A 17,262-nucleotide genomic window follows, 5' to 3' on the forward strand; every position below is an offset into this window, starting at 1 on the left:
AGGTGTTTTTCAAGAAAATGGCCCTTTCATGCAAAAAAGCGCAGATCCATACTCTGGAAATGCGCCCTATTAAAGAAGAAGAAAAGCAAATTTTTATGCCTTTTTAGCGATTGTTTCCCTGTAAGGATAACATTCTAATGATTGTTTTCATTACAGCATCTTCATCATTTGAACGGGTAATGAAATTTGCTGTATTTTTTAATTCTTGAACTGCATTTCGGACAGCAAAGCTATATACTGCACGGGTCATGAGTTCTACATCATTGTAACCATCGCCAAATGCCATCGTTTCTTCCGGAGTCACATTCAATAAACGTTGTAAGTGTTCAACGGTAGTACCTTTATGAACATTCTCATTGGCTATATCGATCCATGCTGCTTCCGAAGCAACAATATAAGCTGACTCAAAAAACAGAGATAGTTTTTCCCTCGTTTCCATACATCTAAACAATGGATCGTGAAGCGTAATCTTAACAAGATCATCTGTTATTTCATTAAAATTCGAGACTTGTCTTACTTGCGCATAGGAGCCTCTGACAATAGCCGCTTCTTCTTGAGGAATATTATCCTTTATAACCGCACCAGTTCTAGTACAGGCAATAATGGTATGTTCCAGACTAATTTCCTCAAGTAAACGAATAATTTCCAACCCTAATGGATTGCTGAGCAATGATTCATAAACAAATTCCCCATTATGCTTAATTCGGGTTGCCCTATCCCCTAGAATCCATAAATCATCGGCATCCTCACCGAATAACACTTCAATACGTTCACATTGCTTGCCGGTAACAGGAGCGAAAACAACGTCTTTTTCTTTCATCAGCGTTTTTACATCCTTGTACAGTTCCCTGTTGAAGTCACCTTTACTGTTCAAAAACGTTCCGTCCATATCTGTTAACACTAATTTTATCATAGGATTTCTCCCTGCACTTCAAACACAATTTATAGCTTTCCCCCATTTGTTGCAATGACGTCTTTGTACCAGAAGAAGGACTTTTTCTTTTTGCGTTCTAATGTCCCGCTGCCGTCATCCTGTTTATCAACAAAGATGAAACCATATCTTTTAGACATTTCCCCTGTTGACATACTAACTAAGTCAATACATCCCCAAGGAGTGTAACCCATTAATTCAACACCATCTTCAATGGCTTCCCCCATCGCTTTGATGTGATTGCGTAAATAATCAATACGATAATCATCATTGATCGTGCCGTCTGGTGCGACTTCATCCTTTGCCCCTAATCCATTTTCCACAATGAATAGCGGAATTCGGTATCTGTCGTATAGCTCATTTAAAGTGATACGTAATCCCAGTGGATCGATGGCCCAGCCCCAATCACTTGCTTTCAAGAAAGGATTGATCACTCCACCTAAAATATTTCCTTGACCCATATCCATAGGCTTTTTATCGATCTTTTCTGTACGAGACATGTAGTAACTAAAGCCAATGTAGTCTACCGTGTTCTCTTTTATTAGCTCTAAATCGCCTTCTTGGATTTCCAACTGAATGTTATGCTCCTTAAAATAACGTTTAATAAAGGCTGGATACTCACCCCGCACTTGAACATCACCACAGAAATAATTAAAGAGGCGAGATTCTTCCAACGCATACATGACATTTTCAGGGCTGCAATCATAAGGGTAAACCGGTGCGTATAAGATCATACAGCCAATTTTGGCGTCTGGCATCATTTCACGACATAACTTCACTGCTATGCCGCTAGCAACAAATTGATGGTGGTATGCCTGAAAGGTTGATTGATACTTATCTGATTCCTCTTTAATGGCAAACCCAAGACCCATGATCGGGAATTCCAAACCACTGTTGATCTCATTAAACGTCATCCAATACTTCACTTTTCCCTTATAGCGATTGAAAATGGTCGTTACATATCTTTCAAAGAAGGTAACAACTTCACGGCTTCTCCAACCACCATATTTTTTTACAAGATTTACTGGCATTTCATAATGGGATATAGTCACAACCGGTTCGATCCCATTTTTATACAGCTCATCAAACACTCGGTCATAGAAGGCCAAGCCTTCTTCATTTGCCTCTAACTCATTTCCATTTGGAAAAATTCTTGTCCAAGCAATAGACATACGGAAAACTTTGAAACCCATTTCCGCAAATAAGGCAATATCTTCTTTATAACGATGGTAGAAGTCTATCGCTTCATGATTCGGATAAGTATATTTTTCTTTATTGACTTCAAAGTTAAAGCCCGGTTCAAGCAATACCTTCAATCGGCCTTTTCCTCCGGGAAGAACATCGGCAATGTTTAAACCTTTATTCCCTTCACGGAAGCCACCTTCTATTTGGTTAGCAGCCGTTGCGCCACCCCATAAAAATCCTTCAGGAAATTGATATGTTTTCATGTGATTGCCTCCATATTTTTATTCATGTTGTCGTATACAAATTCAGTGGGGATAACTAAACCCCATTTATAGAAGTTTTCTTTATTATTTGCTGCTTTTTTTAAAAAAAGACTATAGAAGAATCATAACTAGAGTGAGCAAGATAGTAAAGAAGTGAAGGATATCTAGTTTTTTATAACGAAGAAAGGCATTTGTTACACAAAAGTAACACCATGTGTCTTTATCAGTTTATTGTGTTAAACTGAGGTGGATTGAGATTTTTTACAGAGGTACAATCCCTTATAAAAAGGAGAATTTTACATACATGTTTACAAACGAAATAATCGCTTCTTTTAATGAATTAGAAATGTCTTTATACAACTATATTGTTCAAAACAGCGAGAAAGTCGCTTATATGCGAATCCGCGAACTAGCGGATGAAACCCATGTATCAACAGCGACGATTTTACGTTTTTGCAGAAAGCTCAATTGTGAGGGCTTTTCCGAATTTAAAGTAAAGCTTAAAATTAGTTTAAAAGAGAATAAAAAGACGACGATCAAAAGTTCCCATCATTCCATTGTAGAGTTTTTTGAGCGGACATTAAAAGGTGATTTAGAAGAAAAAATCAAGATGGCTGCCAGTTTAGTCACCAAAGCAGATAATGTGATTTTCATTGGGATTGGAAGCTCTGGTATTCTTGCTGAATATGGTGCGAGATATTTCTCAAGTTTAGGTAAATTTTCGATGTATATTAAAGACCCTCACTTTCCGATACACTCCAAACTGATGTTAAATAGCGTCACCATTGTATTATCTGTCTCGGGAGAAAATAATTTTACAGTCACCCATCTTCATCAACTTAAACAAAAAGGAAGTAAAATTATTAGTATCACAAACACGAAACTCTCAACCATTGCTAAAACCTCTGATATAAACATACCCTATTATGTAACGGAGGAATTTATTGAAGAGGCTAATATTACTACACAAGTACCTGTTATATATATTCTAGAATCGATGGCTCGTGAAATATATAAACCTAATTGAGGATTGCAGATAGATTGAGCCAACTGTTCGGAGTTTTGAGCCACTATTTGCGGACGAATGAGCAAGTTAATGCGGAAAGGTGAGCAATTATTGATTACAGCCATAAGAATGTACCACTTCTTCTATCCTATACCATCAATGCCACGATATTTACCACTTGTCGCCAACTCGTTTACTAATGTGTAGCGTCAAGAGATTGAGGATTTAAAACGTTAAGGATTTTGAAGGATAAAAAAGCTTAACCCCTTCGTCTTTTAGCGAAGAATTAGCCTTATAATCATATTTAAGTCCGGCACCTATTACTTTAAGTCCATTACTTTACATATTTCTAATCTGATAGAAGATAAATAAAAAGATGATACCTTTTAAAGCATCACCCCTTAGAATATTAAACTTGATTTGACTTTAAACCTTAAAGTTTATTCTTGATTAACTGCACTTTCATCCATATAAGCAACTTCCCATAAATGACCGTCTAAATCCTGAAACCCCCATATATACATAAACCCATGATCTTGAGGTTCACTAAAAGATTTACCACCAGATGACAATGCCTTATTTACTATCTCATCCACTTGATCCCGACTTTCAGCTGAAAAGCTGAGAATTGCTTCGGCAGAAGTAGTAGTATCCACAATTTCCTTCTTAGTAAATCCTTTGAAACGTTCCTCAATCATTATCATAGCAAAGATATTGTCACTTATGATCATACAAGATGTGGTCTCATCGGAGAACTGTGGGTTAAACTCAAAACCTAGCTCCTTGAAAAAATTGGTGGACTTGTTCACGTCTTTTACTGATAAATTGATAAAGATATTTTTGGATGTGAATGCCATTTTTTATTTCCTCCTGTGAAAATTGCTGGCAAGAAAACCATGTCAATTAAGTTTTTCATAAAATGTCGCTAAATATTCCACTTTTCTATAAATACTGTATTCATTAAATAGCTTTTAAAGAAAGAGCGCATTTCTTATTCCGGAATTGCGCCCGATTGTTTAATAAAAACAGATGAAAGAACTTTCTCTTTTAACCATGATAAGCCACGACAAATCTAGCGTTTGGGTCTGAAGTTTCACATAATTTAGTTGATATTTTTTACATAGTGTAATCGGAATCAACCCTACACATTTATTGAGTTGGAACATTTCAATTAAAAGATCAAAGTCTACTTGCTATGAAATCTTTCTCCCAAGAATAATCAAGTCTCTCTTCACTCCATCTAATGTAGCAACCTCTGGAAAATGTGCCCACTTCTCAAAACCAAAGCTTGAAAAGAGTGTAAGACTAGGTTTATTATGTCCAAAGATAAATCCAAGTAAGGTATCCACTTCAAACTTAGGACATTCCTCTATTACTTTGGTTAAAATCTTTTTTCCAAGCCCTTTCCCGCGAAATTCTTCATGAAGATAAATACTTATTTCGGCTGTTGCTTGATATGCAGGTCTTCCGTAGAAAGATTGAAGACTTACCCAGCCACAGATTTCACCCTCATACTGTACAACCCATAAAGGTCTTTTATCAGGGTTATGTTCATGAAACCAATCTAATCGATCGTTTATAGAAACAGGTTCAGTATCAGCAGTTACCATTCTGCCCGGAACAGTCGAATTATAAATATCCACTATTATTGGTAAATCTTCAATGCTAGCATCTTTAAATGTAATATCTTCTGACATAAAACTGCTCCTTTATAGTTAGATTATTAATTAGATGTTACATTACTTAACATTATATTACAATAAATTTTTCCTCTTCCAAAGTAAAATAGTTTAGTTCGTTTCATGCTATATAAATAGACCTCCACAATCTGGACCTAAAATGGAAATAAGCGCTATTCCTTGTTATAGGAAAGCGCCTGGTTGCTGAAATATTATTTTGTTAGATGATTCAGGGGAGCATTTCCCCTCTACAAAAACGCTGATATATCCTTTACCCGCCTACAACGGTACCGCCATTGACATGAATCGTCTGCCCGCTTACATAGGCTGAATCATCCGAGGCCAGATAAACATAGGCAGGTGCCAGCTCATACGGCTGCCCTGCTCTTCCCATTGGTGTATCCGAGCCGAAAGTGGCGACCTGATCGGCTGTAAAAGTAGAGGGAATCAGCGGTGTCCAAACGGGTCCCGGTGCTACCGCATTTACACGGATTCCTTGAGTGACAAGTGATAATGCCAGGGAACGGGTAAAGGAAACGACGGCTCCCTTTGTCGCCGAATAGTCAATCAGCTGCTCATTGCCCTGGTAGGCTGTAATCGAAGCTGTATTGATGATGGAGGCTCCTTTTTTTAAATAAGGTAATGCCATTTTGGACATGTAGAAATAGGAAAAAATATTGGTCCGGAATGTTTTCTCAAGCTGTGCAGATGTTATATTTAACAAGCTCTTTTGCGGATGCTGCTCGGCTGCATTATTAACGAGAATATCCAGGGTTTGTAACTCCGAATGTATTTTGTTGATTGTATCTTTACAAAAATCCTCACTTCCGATATCGCCGGCATACAGCAAGCATTTGCGGCCTTCCGCTTCGATAAGCTGTTTTGTTTCACCGGCATCATCATGTTCGTCTAAGTAGACAATGGCAACATCTGCCCCTTCTTTCGCAAATAAAAGGGCAACTGCTTTTCCAATTCCGCTGTCACCACCCGTTATAATGGCCGTTTTGCCAGCCAGTTTTCCACTGGCCTTGTATTCGGGACTTTGGGAAATTGGACGGGGATTCATTTCTGTTTCGAATCCAGGCTTTCTGTTTTGATGCTGTGGGGGAAAGGTTGGCTTCTTTTGATTTTGATTGCTGCTCATCCATTAATACCTCCAAGTGATTATTTCACCTGTTAGTATTAGAAGTATAGATTAAAATTATTTGGTATAACTTAGGAGACAGGATAACTACGTAAAAATAAAAATGAATGTGCCATCTTTTTTGCAAAATGTAATGGATGCTCAATAGATTGAACGTGCATATATAAAATGACAGGGTCAGTAAATAACCAATGATTATGTAGAGCACTCACAATCAGGCCTTGTTGGACAAGGGAATGCATGAAACTAGGAATCTCTTCTTCTAAAACAGCGATTTCAGCCAAGTTTAATGCGTGACCATTTTGATCGATTGATTCAAATGAGACTCCCACTGGCACAACCGAACTGCTTTTGCGTCCTTTAACCAACACCTTAAAATCGCGGTGTAACGATACAGAACAACTGCCCTGATTTACTCTGCTTTTCCCTTTAAGGATTTGCGCAAATTGTTTACAAATGGAATCAAAATCCTTCATTTAACTGCTCCCCCTTTACTAATAAAATTATGTTGTCCGACACTGTTTTATGTTCAAGGGAGCCCTTTCCCGTTATCCTGCCATTTAAAGTCCTACGAAAGTAAAAATGTAGTTAACCCAATGCGACATCGAGAATCATCATCAGTACAAAACCAATCATTAAACTCATAGAGGCTAGGTCCTTATGGCCTTTTTCTTGTGAGCTTGGAATCACTTCTTCAGCTACAACAAATATCATTGCTCCAGCGGCAAAGCTCAAGGCATAAGGTAATAATGGTTCAATGAATGCGACGGCAAATGCACCAATGACTGCGGCAATTGGTTCGACCATACCTGAAAATTGTCCGTATAAAAAGCTTTTTTTACGGGACATTCCCTCACCTCTTAAAGGCATTGATACTGCCACACCTTCAGGAAAGTTTTGAATACCGATTCCTAGAGCAAGGGTCAAGGCACCTGCTAAAGAAGCTTCCGTTCCGCCATTTGCAAGTGCACCGAAGGCAATCCCGACAGCTAGCCCCTCGGGGATATTATGAAGGGTGATCGCAAGGACCAACAGTGTACTTCTTTTTCTTTTTTTAGGATAATAGCCTTCCGCCTGGCTAATAGGGGCATTTGGATGAAGATGAGGCAGAATCTTATCAACTCCCCATAAAAAAACCCCGCCTAATAAAAACCCAATTGCCGCTGGAAACCAAGCGCCTATGGCATGGTCCGCTGACAATTCAATTGCTGGTCCCAGTAAGGACCAATAACTGGCTGCAATCATGACACCTCCAGCAAACCCTAACATACTATCTAATAAACGCTGGTTGATTGTTTTGGTTGCAAAAACCAATGCGGCCCCAAGCGCAGTCATTCCCCACGTAAATAAGCAAGCGATAAAGGCTTGTTCTATAGGATTAAAATTCTGGAAAAAACTAGTAATAATAAGGACTCCTTTCTAAATAACCCTAAATTAGATTAGTTTCAAAATGTTTCTCTCAGGAAAAATTTTAGGCTTAAGTAAAGAAATAGTCAATTATTTAGATCTCTAATTTTCGCTATAATATGAGAACTAAATACTAAACTCCTTGTTTTATACCATATTTTAACCAATAATTTTTCAATTAATCTGCACATTAAGTCTGTGTCTTCATTGGCTATTTTTCTTGAAATGAGGAAAATTAACTTCAGAGGTGAGTTTCGTATATGAAAATGAAATATATAGTGATGCTGACCATTGGGATGTTGTTTTTTGGCTCAATTCAAGGTTACGCACAACCTAAAGAATGTCCTGTATTAAGTGAATTAATGGAAACATCAATAAAGGATAGGAGAGAGGTAATTGAAGCGCTAAATACAATAATACCAAAAACATATGGAACTGGATTAGATGATTTTCCTGATATTTATACGAAATGGAATGTTGTCACTGCCAAACCTTTTCTCAAAACCGTTGGTCATAAAGAAGAAGAAGTTTATTTTGGAATGGCAAAGACCTTTTGCGGCAAAGAAATTGCTGAAAAATCATGGCTAGTACGTTTAGATTTTCCAAAAGCACCAGGAGCTAACTTAGCCCAAGGTCAAATATTTTTAGCTAAAAGTAAGGAAAAAGGATGGTTTGTTTGGTTTCAATACCATTAAACTTTAACTTCTTGATCCCTTTTTCCATTCATTCTGGCAGTTTTCAGGAATTAGATTAGCTTTCTGATTTCTTTTTTCTTCTTACCTGACGGTGTTTTTGGACAAATCAACAATTTACATACCCTCATTCATTAAATAGCTCTAAAATGAGTACAGACGCATTCCTATAAAAACAAAATCATAAAGTCTACATCATAATAAAGATTGTTTTCTAACCTTAAACCATTCTTTTCTGTACCAAAAACAGTAAATCCCAGTGAAGAATAAAGTTTTTTTGCTGGTTCGTTAGTTGAAACAACTGCTAAGTATATCTGTTCCAAGCCTTCAATATCTTTTGCTTTCTTTATTGCTTCATCCATTAAAACTTTCCCAATTCCTAAACTTCTTTTAGAGGGAGAAACATACATTGCCCCAATATGCGCCCTATGACTTAGTTTATATAATTTTTCTTTATGTAAAGTAATGATTCCAACTAATTCTCCATTCCCAAAAGCCCCGTAGGAAAAAGAATCATTCGATTGAAATTGATTCTTAACTTTCTCAATAGAGCAGTCTTTTTCTTCTTCATAACTGGAAGCAAATGATTCTGGATTATTTTGTAGAGATTCAAGTCTAATGCTGCGATATTTTTCTGCATCTTCTAATGAAGATAAAATTCTAATTTCCACGGTTATTCCCCTTTAATCAATTAATCTATATGTTTAATTTTATAATAAAGTTAATAGTTATTGTTAAAGTAATTTGCTTAAGGTGCATTCCTTTTACATATCACAAAAACACAGCAAAAAAAACAGAAGAGCCGTATTCCAGCGCTCTTCCGTTTTTTTTAGAACTATAGTAATCTATCTTTCTCTTACAATGGTACAATCCCAACCGGATTAATGGCATTCGATTTCGCTGCATTCCATGCTCCACGATGCAGTTCGAAATGTAAATGCTGGCCGTAGGAATCACCGGTATTACCCATATAACCGATCACTTGTCCCTTTGTGACAGTGGCTAAGTTGCCGACTGAACGGCTGCTCATATGAGCATAGACCGTTGTGTAGGTTTGTCCATTAATAATATGCGTGATCATAACCGTTTCACCGTAGGAAGACGATGTGTAGGATCTTGATACCACTCCGTCAGCTGCTGCAACAATCGGCACAGTGCCTGCTTTTGCAATGTCTACGCCGTAGTGGAACCCGCCGCCGTTAAAGCTGCGAAAGCCAAATCCAGATGTAATCGTTCCTGCTGCCGGTCTAGTAAAAGTTCCATCTGAAACAGGAATGGTTGAAACGGCACTTGAGCCGCCACCAGCTGAACTACTAGATTGTGCAGCAGCTGCAGCTGCAGATGCTGCTGCAGATGCTGCCGCTGCAGCTGCTTCCTGCTGTCTTTTCAGTTCAGCTTGTCTTTGCTGTTCAAGTTCAATTGCTTTTTGAACCGCTGCGTCCTGGGCAGTAAGGTTTTCATTTTGTTCTTCTAAACTCATTTTTAATTCATTTACCTGCGCTTCTTCTTGAAGCAGGGAAGTCATTAATTTATTTTTTTCTTCTTTTTGTGCGTTTAAATCAGCCTGCAGACTAGCAAGCTCAGCACGCATAGCCTCAAGATCGCTTAAATCCTTTTCAAGCTGGGCCTGCTTTTGCTCGAGTGCGTCTTTATCTGCTTTATGCTGGGCAAGAATATCCTGGTCAGCTTCTAATATAACCGCAACGGCTCCGACACGGTCAATAAAGTCACCAAAGCTCTCTGCCCCTACTAATACATCAATATAGCTGACCAATCCTCCGCTTTCCTGGTAGGAACGGGCACGGTCCTTTAATACTTCATTACGAGCCTCTATGCGATCCTTCAACACGTCAATTTCCTTATTAAGCTGGGTAATCTCGGCATTTTTTTCATCTATCTGCTGATTCTTTTCAGTAATTTTTGCCGTTGTATCACCAATTGCTAAATCAATTCGATTGATATCGGCATTGACCTGTGCTTTTTCCTCGCTGATTTCATTCAGCTGTGATTCCTTTTGACTGATTTCACTTTGAATGTCTGCCTGTTTATTTTGAATCTCTTCACTTTTCTTTTCTAATTCGCTTATTGATTCCGCCTTGGCAGTTCCAGATGGGATCCCGATAAAAGCTGTCCCTAGTCCTACTGAAGCGGCAATTGATAGTGTAATAATTTGTTTCCTCACTTGCGATTTCTCCTCTCTCGCGGGTAAATCGTATCTGTCTATATTTTAGCAAGTTAGTAAAATCCATCAGTAAATAGATAGATTTCATATGTATGAGGGAACAAGTACATCTTGTTCCCCTCATTCTCATTCTTATACCTTTAAGAACTTACGCACTGACATTAAGCTTCCCCAAACCCCAATAAGTGCACCTAATAGGATTAGAAGTCCGGAAATTTGATAGATAAGCGGACTGAAACCAAGTAACTGAATGAAATTACCTGCCAGTTTTTCTGATAAATACCCATGGGCATAGTAATAGGCCGTACCCACCACAATGATTGGAATAATCGAGCCCAATAATCCAAGCCATAGTCCTTCAAGAAAGAACGGCCAGCGGATAAATCCATTCGTGGCGCCTACAAGCTTCATAATCTCAATTTCTTTTCTTCTAGCAAAAATCGTAATCTTAATCGTGTTCGAGATTAAAAACATCGCCGTAAACAACAGTCCAATGACTAAAATAATACCGATGTTTCTTCCGACACTCGTTACTTCAAAAATCTTTTCCACACTGCCCTGACCATACTTTACTTTAGAGGCAAACTTCAATTTTTCAATCTGCTTAGCCGCTTTCATGGTATCTGTTGGGTTTTTCGTTTTTACGACAAATACGTCGTTAAGCGGGTTATCCTGTTCGAATAATGTAAAGGCTTCTCCCTCTTCACCTAAGCTGGTAATTAAGTTGTCAAGCTCTTTTTCCTTTGGTGAAAATTTGACACTTTCCACCTCAGGCAGCTTTTCAATTTCACTGCGCAATACCTGCTGTTCCTCATCTGTTGCAGCAACATCAATGTGGACGCGGATTTCAACGTCCTCTTCGATACTTTTTGCCACATTATTGAGATTCATCATAATAACGAAAAAGACCCCAACCAGCAGAAGGGTAATGGTTACTGCACTGACAGATGCAAACATCATCCAGCCATTTCTTCCCAAACTCTTAATACTTTCTCTTACATGACGGCGAAGTGTTCTAGCTTTCATACCCGTAATCACCTCTCTGTTCGTCACGAGTAATCATACCGCTTTCGATGGCTATGACACGGTGTTTAATCGAATTCACGATATCCCGGTTATGTGTTGCCATGACAACGGTTGTCCCACTCCTATTGATTTCTTCAAAAATCTTCATAATCTCCCAGGATGTATCGGGATCCAGGTTTCCTGTCGGCTCATCCGCAATCACAACTTTTGGATTGTTTACAATCGAACGGGCAATGGACACACGCTGTTGTTCCCCGCCTGAAAGCTCTGACGGCAGCATACGTGCCTTATGCTTTAAGCCTACTAGATTTAATACTTCCATAACACGTTTCTTAATGTCATCCGGATGCTCTTCAATAACCTCCATCGCAAATGCTACATTTTCATAAACAGTCAAGGTTTGAAGTAATTTGAAATCCTGAAACACGACACCAATTTGTCGGCGCAGATGTGGAACTTTGCTTGGTTTCAATTTTGCCAGATTGAGACCGTTTATCATAATCGTTCCTTTTGTCGGAACTTCCTCGCGATACATCATTTTTATAAACGTAGACTTACCTGCACCACTAGGTCCTACGACGTAGACAAATTCTCCTTGCTTAATGGAAACACTAATTCCATTGGCTGCAACAACCCCGTTAGGATACTTCTTAAACACTTCTTCCATTTCTATCATGTTATCACCCAATGTTTTTTGTGTTGAAAAAAACAATCAAATTCGCCCCCGAATTTGCGCCCGGATTTTTATCACGCTTCAAAGCGCCACATCCTGTAGCTTTCGCCTACTAGGACGTCCTGTCCGTCGTCGAGCTTGCTCGATAAAATACCTTTAAAAAATCCGAGGCATCCACCAAAGTCTTAACTTCATTCAGTGAATCATGCTAAATTTGAAAACTTTTGCATTTAACCACACTTATTGAAATGAAGAACTTCTGCTGAATGAAGTTAAATACCGTCGACAAACTTCTACAAAAATATTCATGTTTTTCTCACACACACCATTATAACATCATAATCTAGCAAAAATAGTATTAAAAATATTACAGTTTCTTTTCATATGAAAAAAACGTCGTATTTAGGGAACCAAATGTTTGTAAAATATTGAAGAAATAAGGGTTTTATTACGGTGGTTACCATTTTGTAATACAAATGGGTCATTTGTGAAAATTATAGGAAAATAGGAGTATGAATCTTTTAAAAATTTGTACGTGGAATAAAAAGCAGATGAAAAGCGAAACGAAGTCAAAAAGGGACTGACTAAACGAAACCTAATCAATCTGGTTCAGTCCCTTTATATTTCAAACAATGTATTATTTTTTAGCAGCAAGCCATTCTGCAACTGCTGTTGCATCTGCACCTTCAATTAAACCTGGAGGCATGGCGCCTTTTCCATCCTTAATTAATGTTTCAATATCTGCCTGGGACAGTCTTGAACCAACTGTTGTTAACTCAGGACCAACTCCGCCTTCTAAGTTTTGTCCATGGCAGCTGGAGCATTTTTGAGTGAAAATTTTCTCTCCATTTGCAACAGCTGTATCGGTTGTAGCACCCTCACCTGATTTGCTTGTTGATGATTCTTCCCCTCCACCACAGGCTGCAAGCATTATAGCGGTACCTACCAGCAGAGCTGCTAGTTTCCCCTTCATTTTCATTCTATATCCCCCTTTAAATGTCTACATAATTCAGATATATTATAGCATAATCATTTTCTTTTAAAACTATTTCCAATATTGTTTCAAGTTAACTTTTTGTAAATAATGCTGTCATACGAAGGTTTTGAGCATTTGTTTCAATTTTGTGTATTATATTTCGTTCATAATAGACAGATATGAATTGTTTAAAAGATAGCGTTTAAATACTAGAAGTAGGAGTTTATGACAAAAGAAAAGGTCTTCGTCCATTCTTCTGGACAAAGACCTTTTTTATCCTCATAACCTAAAATTTCAAACAGGCTCCGGATTAGGAGATTTTTGAACGCAGGTATGCATTAATAAACGCATCGAGGTCGCCGTCCATGACCGCATTCACATTACCAGACTCTGTGTTGGTACGGTGATCCTTAACCATGGAATACGGATGGAAAACATAAGAACGAATCTGACTGCCCCAGCCAATATCCTTTTGCTCCCCGCGGATCTCAGCAAGCTGCTCTTCTTTCTTCTCGATTTCCAATTGATAAAGCTTCGATTTCAGCATTTTCATGGCTGATTCACGGTTTTTAATCTGTGAACGCTCTGATTGGCATGTGACCACAATTCCAGTTGGAAGGTGGGTAATCCGGATTGCGGATTCTGTTTTATTGATATGCTGACCGCCGGCTCCGCTAGCACGATACGTATCCACCTTTAAATCCTCAGAACGAACCTCAATTTCAATATCATCATTGAATTCAGGCATGACTTCACAAGAAACGAACGATGTATGACGACGGCCTGAAGAATCAAAAGGCGAAATCCGAACTAGACGATGAACGCCTTTTTCCGCTTTTAAATAGCCGTAGGCATTATGACCTTTAATTGCAAGTGTGACACTTTTAATCCCGGCTTCATCGCCTGGAAGGTAATCTAGTGTTTCCACCTTGAAGCCTTTTTTCTCTGCCCAACGTGTATACATACGAAGCAGCATCGAACCCCAATCCTGTGATTCTGTTCCGCCTGCCCCAGGGTGCAGCTCTAAGATCGCATTATTTTTATCATACGGCTCGCTTAAGAGAAGCTGAAGTTCAAATTGATTTAAGCGCTCTGTTAGACCGGTAATCTCCTCTTCGAGCTCACTTTTCAGATCTTCATCCGGTTCTTCCTTTATAAGCTCATAGGTCAGCTCGAGGTTTTCATAGGTTTCATAGAGGTCGTTGAACTCATTCACCTGATCCTTTAAGGCATTGGATTCATTAATGACCCCTTGAGCCTTTTGCTGATCGTCCCAAAATCCCGGCTGGAGCATGACTTCGTCCAGCTCGGCAATACGTGCCTCTTTGTTTTCTAAGTCAAAGAGACCCCCTAAAGTCCGCTAATTTTTTAGCTGTATTTTCTAATTCATGTCGAATTTCCGCTAATTCCATTTCCTTCACCTCGAACATAATTAATGGTTGTCATCAAAAACAGGCATAACAAAGTCTATCCTGGATAGACCTTGTTATGCAGAGTTGTTTTGGATTGGTTGGACTACTCCAATAACCCGTGACAATTTTTATATTTTTTACCGCTGCCGCATGGACACGGTTCGTTACGTTTGATCACATTATTTTTCACAACCGGCTTTTTCTTTACTTCTCCGTCTTCCTTCGGATTAACAGCCTGCCCTTTTGCGACTTCCTCACGTTGAAGGTTGTTGCGGATTTCTGCTTTCATCACATATTTCGCAACTTCCTCTTCAATTGCTTCGACCATCGCTTCGAACATCGCAAAGCCTTCCGTCTGATACTCACGGAGCGGATTTACTTGTCCGTAGGCACGTAAATGGATGCCTTGGCGAAGCTGATCCATCGTGTCAATATGATCCATCCATTTCGAATCAACTGCACGCAGAACGATTACCTTTTCAAACTCACGCATTTGCGCTTCGCCTAGCTGCTCTTCTTTTACATCATATTTTTCTTTTACCTTGGCTAATACCATATCGATGATCTCGTCACTGAACTTGCCTTGAAGATCATCAAGCGTGATATCGCCCTCATGCAGAAGATTTCCATTGATGTAATCTAATAGGCTTTGATAATCCTTTTGTTCTGAATCCTCACCGTTTTCAAGATGAATCGCCACATTTCGTGATAAGGATGTTTGAATCATATTCTCAACAATGCTGCGTAGATTATCTGATTCTAACACTTCGTTACGCTGGGCGTAAATAATCTCACGCTGCTGACGAAGGACATCATCATATTGTAAAAGCTGCTTACGGGCATCAAAGTTGTTCCCTTCCACACGTCTTTGTGCAGATTCAACGGCTTTTGAAACCATTTTACTTTGAATCGGCTGGGTATCATCCATACCAAGCTTTTCCATCATGGCCTTCATATTGTCAGAACCAAAGCGGCGCATTAATTCATCTTCCATGGATAGATAGAATTGAGTCACACCTGGATCCCCTTGACGTCCGGAACGTCCGCGAAGCTGGTTATCGATCCGACGGCTTTCATGACGCTCTGTACCAATAACGGCAAGTCCGCCAACTTCCTTCACACCTTCACCAAGCTTAATATCGGTACCACGACCGGCCATGTTGGTGGCGATCGTGACAGCAGCGGGCTGTCCGGCATTCAAGATGATTTCAGCCTCGCGCTCATGGTTTTTCGCATTAAGGACATTATGCTTAATTCCTTTTTTCGTTAAATAGCGGGAAATAAGCTCAGACGTTTCAATTGCAACTGTACCAACCAAAACAGGCTGTCCATTTTTGTGGCGTTCCGCGATATCTTCGACAACAGCTCTAAATTTCCCGTCCATACTGGAAAAGATTAAATCTGCTCTGTCATCACGAGCAATCGGCAGGTTGGTTGGAATGACAACAACATTCATATTGTAAATGTTACGGAATTCCTCTTCCTCTGTTTTTGCTGTACCAGTCATACCGGATAATTTTTCATACATTCGGAAATAGTTCTGGAATGTAATCGTCGCAAGGGTCATACTTTCATTTTGAATTTCCAGACCTTCCTTTGCTTCAATGGCTTGGTGAAGGCCGTCACTGTAACGGCGTCCCTTCATTAAACGTCCGGTAAATTGGTCAACAATGATGATTTCTCCGTCCTGCACGACATAGTCGACATCACGATGCATGCTAGAGTGAGCCTTTAACGCCTGTGTAATATGGTGGTTCAGCGCAACATGTCTGATATCAAACAGGTTTTCAATTCCAAACGCGCGCTCTGCTTTCGTCATCCCGCTCTCTGTTAATTGAACCCCTTTTGTTTTTTCATCATACGTATAGTCTTCTTCTTTTGTCATTGTACGAACAAATGCGTTCGCCTGAATATAAAGCTGAGTTGATTTTTGCGCAGATCCGGAAATAATCAATGGTGTACGGGCTTCGTCAATTAAAATCGAGTCAACCTCGTCAATAACAGCAAAATGCAGCGGTCGCTGTACTTTTTGCTCTTTATAGAGAACCATGTTATCACGTAAATAGTCAAAACCAAGTTCATTATTCGTACTATAGGTTACATCGCAGGCATAGGCTGCCTGCTTGTCTTCTTTTGAAAGACTGTTAAGGTTTAATCCTACGGTTAGTCCAAGGAAAGTAAAGAGCTGGCCCATTTCACTGGCATCACGGCTTGCCAAATATTCGTTAACAGTGACAACGTGAACGCCTTTTCCTGTTATTGCATTTAAATAAACGGGCATCGTCGATGTTAACGTTTTTCCTTCCCCTGTTTTCATTTCTGAGATGTTTCCCTCATGCAGGGAAATACCTCCCATGATTTGAACAGGGTATGGATACATGCCGAGAACACGTCTAGCACCTTCGCGTACAACGGCGAACGCTTCATACAATAGATCATCAACAGATTCTCCGCCTTGATAACGAGCCTTAAACTCCTCTGTCTTACCTCGGAGCTCATCATCTGAAAGCTTTTCCATATCAGAGGCCAGCGCTTCAACCTTCTCAGTCATCTTCGTGAGGCGTTTCAACTCCCGCTTATTCGGATCAAACACTTTACTTAAAATCCCAGCCATAAAAACGCTCCTTTATTTGTTCATGAGGAAGCACAGCGCCGTATTTTCCCCCTGAGGAAACATAGGGACGGT

Annotated in this window: 16 protein-coding genes; 2 read left to right on the forward strand and 14 right to left on the reverse strand. The window is 39.4% G+C overall.

All coding sequences use genetic code 11. The features are described 5' to 3' along the window. Positions 1-103: 103 nt before the first annotated feature. Complete coding sequence (locus R4Z09_RS25040) at positions 104-913, reverse strand: HAD-IIB family hydrolase (protein WP_338449407.1); 810 nt, start codon at positions 911-913, stop codon at positions 104-106. A 29-nt stretch (positions 914-942) separates the two neighbouring features. After that, the gene (locus tag R4Z09_RS25045; RefSeq protein ID WP_338449408.1) at positions 943-2,379 is read right to left on the reverse strand and encodes a 6-phospho-beta-glucosidase; all 1,437 of its coding nucleotides are present in this window, start codon (positions 2,377-2,379) and stop codon (positions 943-945) included. A gap of 304 nt (positions 2,380-2,683) precedes the next feature. Between R4Z09_RS25045 and R4Z09_RS25050 the strand changes: the two genes are divergently transcribed. After that, a complete protein-coding gene (locus R4Z09_RS25050) occupies positions 2,684-3,406 on the forward strand; it encodes a MurR/RpiR family transcriptional regulator (protein ID WP_338449409.1) in 723 nt (240 codons plus the stop codon). 419 nt (positions 3,407-3,825) lie between these two features. On the opposite strand, the gene R4Z09_RS25055 is transcribed toward R4Z09_RS25050, so the two are convergent. The 5 genes from R4Z09_RS25055 to R4Z09_RS25075 all read right to left on the reverse strand — a co-directional run bounded on the left by R4Z09_RS25055 (position 3,826) and on the right by R4Z09_RS25075 (position 7,612). Continuing rightward, positions 3,826-4,242 carry a VOC family protein gene (locus R4Z09_RS25055; RefSeq protein WP_338449410.1) on the reverse strand — a complete coding sequence of 139 codons (417 nt, stop codon included), beginning with the start codon at positions 4,240-4,242 and terminating at the stop codon, positions 3,826-3,828. A gap of 336 nt (positions 4,243-4,578) precedes the next feature. Then, the gene (locus R4Z09_RS25060) at positions 4,579-5,082 is read right to left on the reverse strand and encodes an N-acetyltransferase family protein (protein WP_338449411.1); all 504 of its coding nucleotides are present in this window, start codon (positions 5,080-5,082) and stop codon (positions 4,579-4,581) included. Between the two features lie 253 nt (positions 5,083-5,335). Beyond that, positions 5,336-6,208 carry an SDR family oxidoreductase gene (locus R4Z09_RS25065; RefSeq protein ID WP_338449412.1) on the reverse strand — a complete coding sequence of 291 codons (873 nt, stop codon included), beginning with the start codon at positions 6,206-6,208 and terminating at the stop codon, positions 5,336-5,338. Positions 6,209-6,279: 71 nt separating this feature from the next. Beyond that, positions 6,280-6,684: a DUF1259 domain-containing protein gene (locus tag R4Z09_RS25070; protein ID WP_338449413.1), complete on the reverse strand. Its 405-nt coding sequence runs from the start codon at positions 6,682-6,684 to the stop codon at positions 6,280-6,282. A gap of 112 nt (positions 6,685-6,796) precedes the next feature. Further along, the gene (locus R4Z09_RS25075) at positions 6,797-7,612 is read right to left on the reverse strand and encodes a ZIP family metal transporter (RefSeq protein ID WP_338453353.1); all 816 of its coding nucleotides are present in this window, start codon (positions 7,610-7,612) and stop codon (positions 6,797-6,799) included. Between the two features lie 263 nt (positions 7,613-7,875). Between R4Z09_RS25075 and R4Z09_RS25080 the strand changes: the two genes are divergently transcribed. Further along, on the forward strand, positions 7,876-8,310 hold the full coding sequence (locus tag R4Z09_RS25080; RefSeq protein WP_338449414.1) for a hypothetical protein: 435 nt from the start codon (positions 7,876-7,878) through the stop codon (positions 8,308-8,310). A gap of 164 nt (positions 8,311-8,474) precedes the next feature. On the opposite strand, the gene R4Z09_RS25085 is transcribed toward R4Z09_RS25080, so the two are convergent. The 7 genes from R4Z09_RS25085 to secA form a co-directional block, all read right to left on the reverse strand. Beyond that, positions 8,475-8,978, reverse strand: a complete 504-nt coding sequence (locus R4Z09_RS25085) for a GNAT family N-acetyltransferase (RefSeq protein ID WP_338449415.1) — start codon at positions 8,976-8,978, stop codon at positions 8,475-8,477. 185 nt (positions 8,979-9,163) lie between these two features. Then, complete coding sequence (locus R4Z09_RS25090; protein WP_338449416.1) at positions 9,164-10,489, reverse strand: murein hydrolase activator EnvC family protein; 1,326 nt, start codon at positions 10,487-10,489, stop codon at positions 9,164-9,166. Positions 10,490-10,621: 132 nt separating this feature from the next. Continuing rightward, on the reverse strand, positions 10,622-11,515 hold the full coding sequence (ftsX, locus tag R4Z09_RS25095) for a permease-like cell division protein FtsX (protein WP_338449417.1): 894 nt from the start codon (positions 11,513-11,515) through the stop codon (positions 10,622-10,624). Then, positions 11,505-12,191, reverse strand: coding sequence for a cell division ATP-binding protein FtsE (gene ftsE, locus R4Z09_RS25100; RefSeq protein WP_338453354.1), 687 nt, complete (start codon positions 12,189-12,191; stop codon positions 11,505-11,507). The genes ftsX and ftsE overlap by 11 nt, the downstream gene beginning before the upstream one ends. A gap of 634 nt (positions 12,192-12,825) precedes the next feature. Continuing rightward, the gene (cccB, locus tag R4Z09_RS25105) at positions 12,826-13,161 is read right to left on the reverse strand and encodes a cytochrome c551 (RefSeq protein WP_338453355.1); all 336 of its coding nucleotides are present in this window, start codon (positions 13,159-13,161) and stop codon (positions 12,826-12,828) included. 313 nt (positions 13,162-13,474) lie between these two features. Continuing rightward, a protein-coding gene (gene prfB / locus R4Z09_RS25110) for a peptide chain release factor 2 (RefSeq protein ID WP_338449418.1) occupies positions 13,475-14,576 on the reverse strand; the annotation gives its coding sequence in 2 pieces (ribosomal slippage) (positions 13,475-14,503 and positions 14,505-14,576; 1,101 coding nt in all). A 103-nt stretch (positions 14,577-14,679) separates the two neighbouring features. Then, positions 14,680-17,190, reverse strand: coding sequence for a preprotein translocase subunit SecA (secA, locus tag R4Z09_RS25115; RefSeq protein ID WP_338449419.1), 2,511 nt, complete (start codon positions 17,188-17,190; stop codon positions 14,680-14,682). Positions 17,191-17,262: the final 72 nt, after the last annotated feature.

The organism is Niallia oryzisoli, assembly GCF_036670025.1.
Classification (GTDB): Bacteria; Bacillota; Bacilli; order Bacillales; family Cytobacillaceae; genus Bacillus_BD; species Bacillus_BD oryzisoli.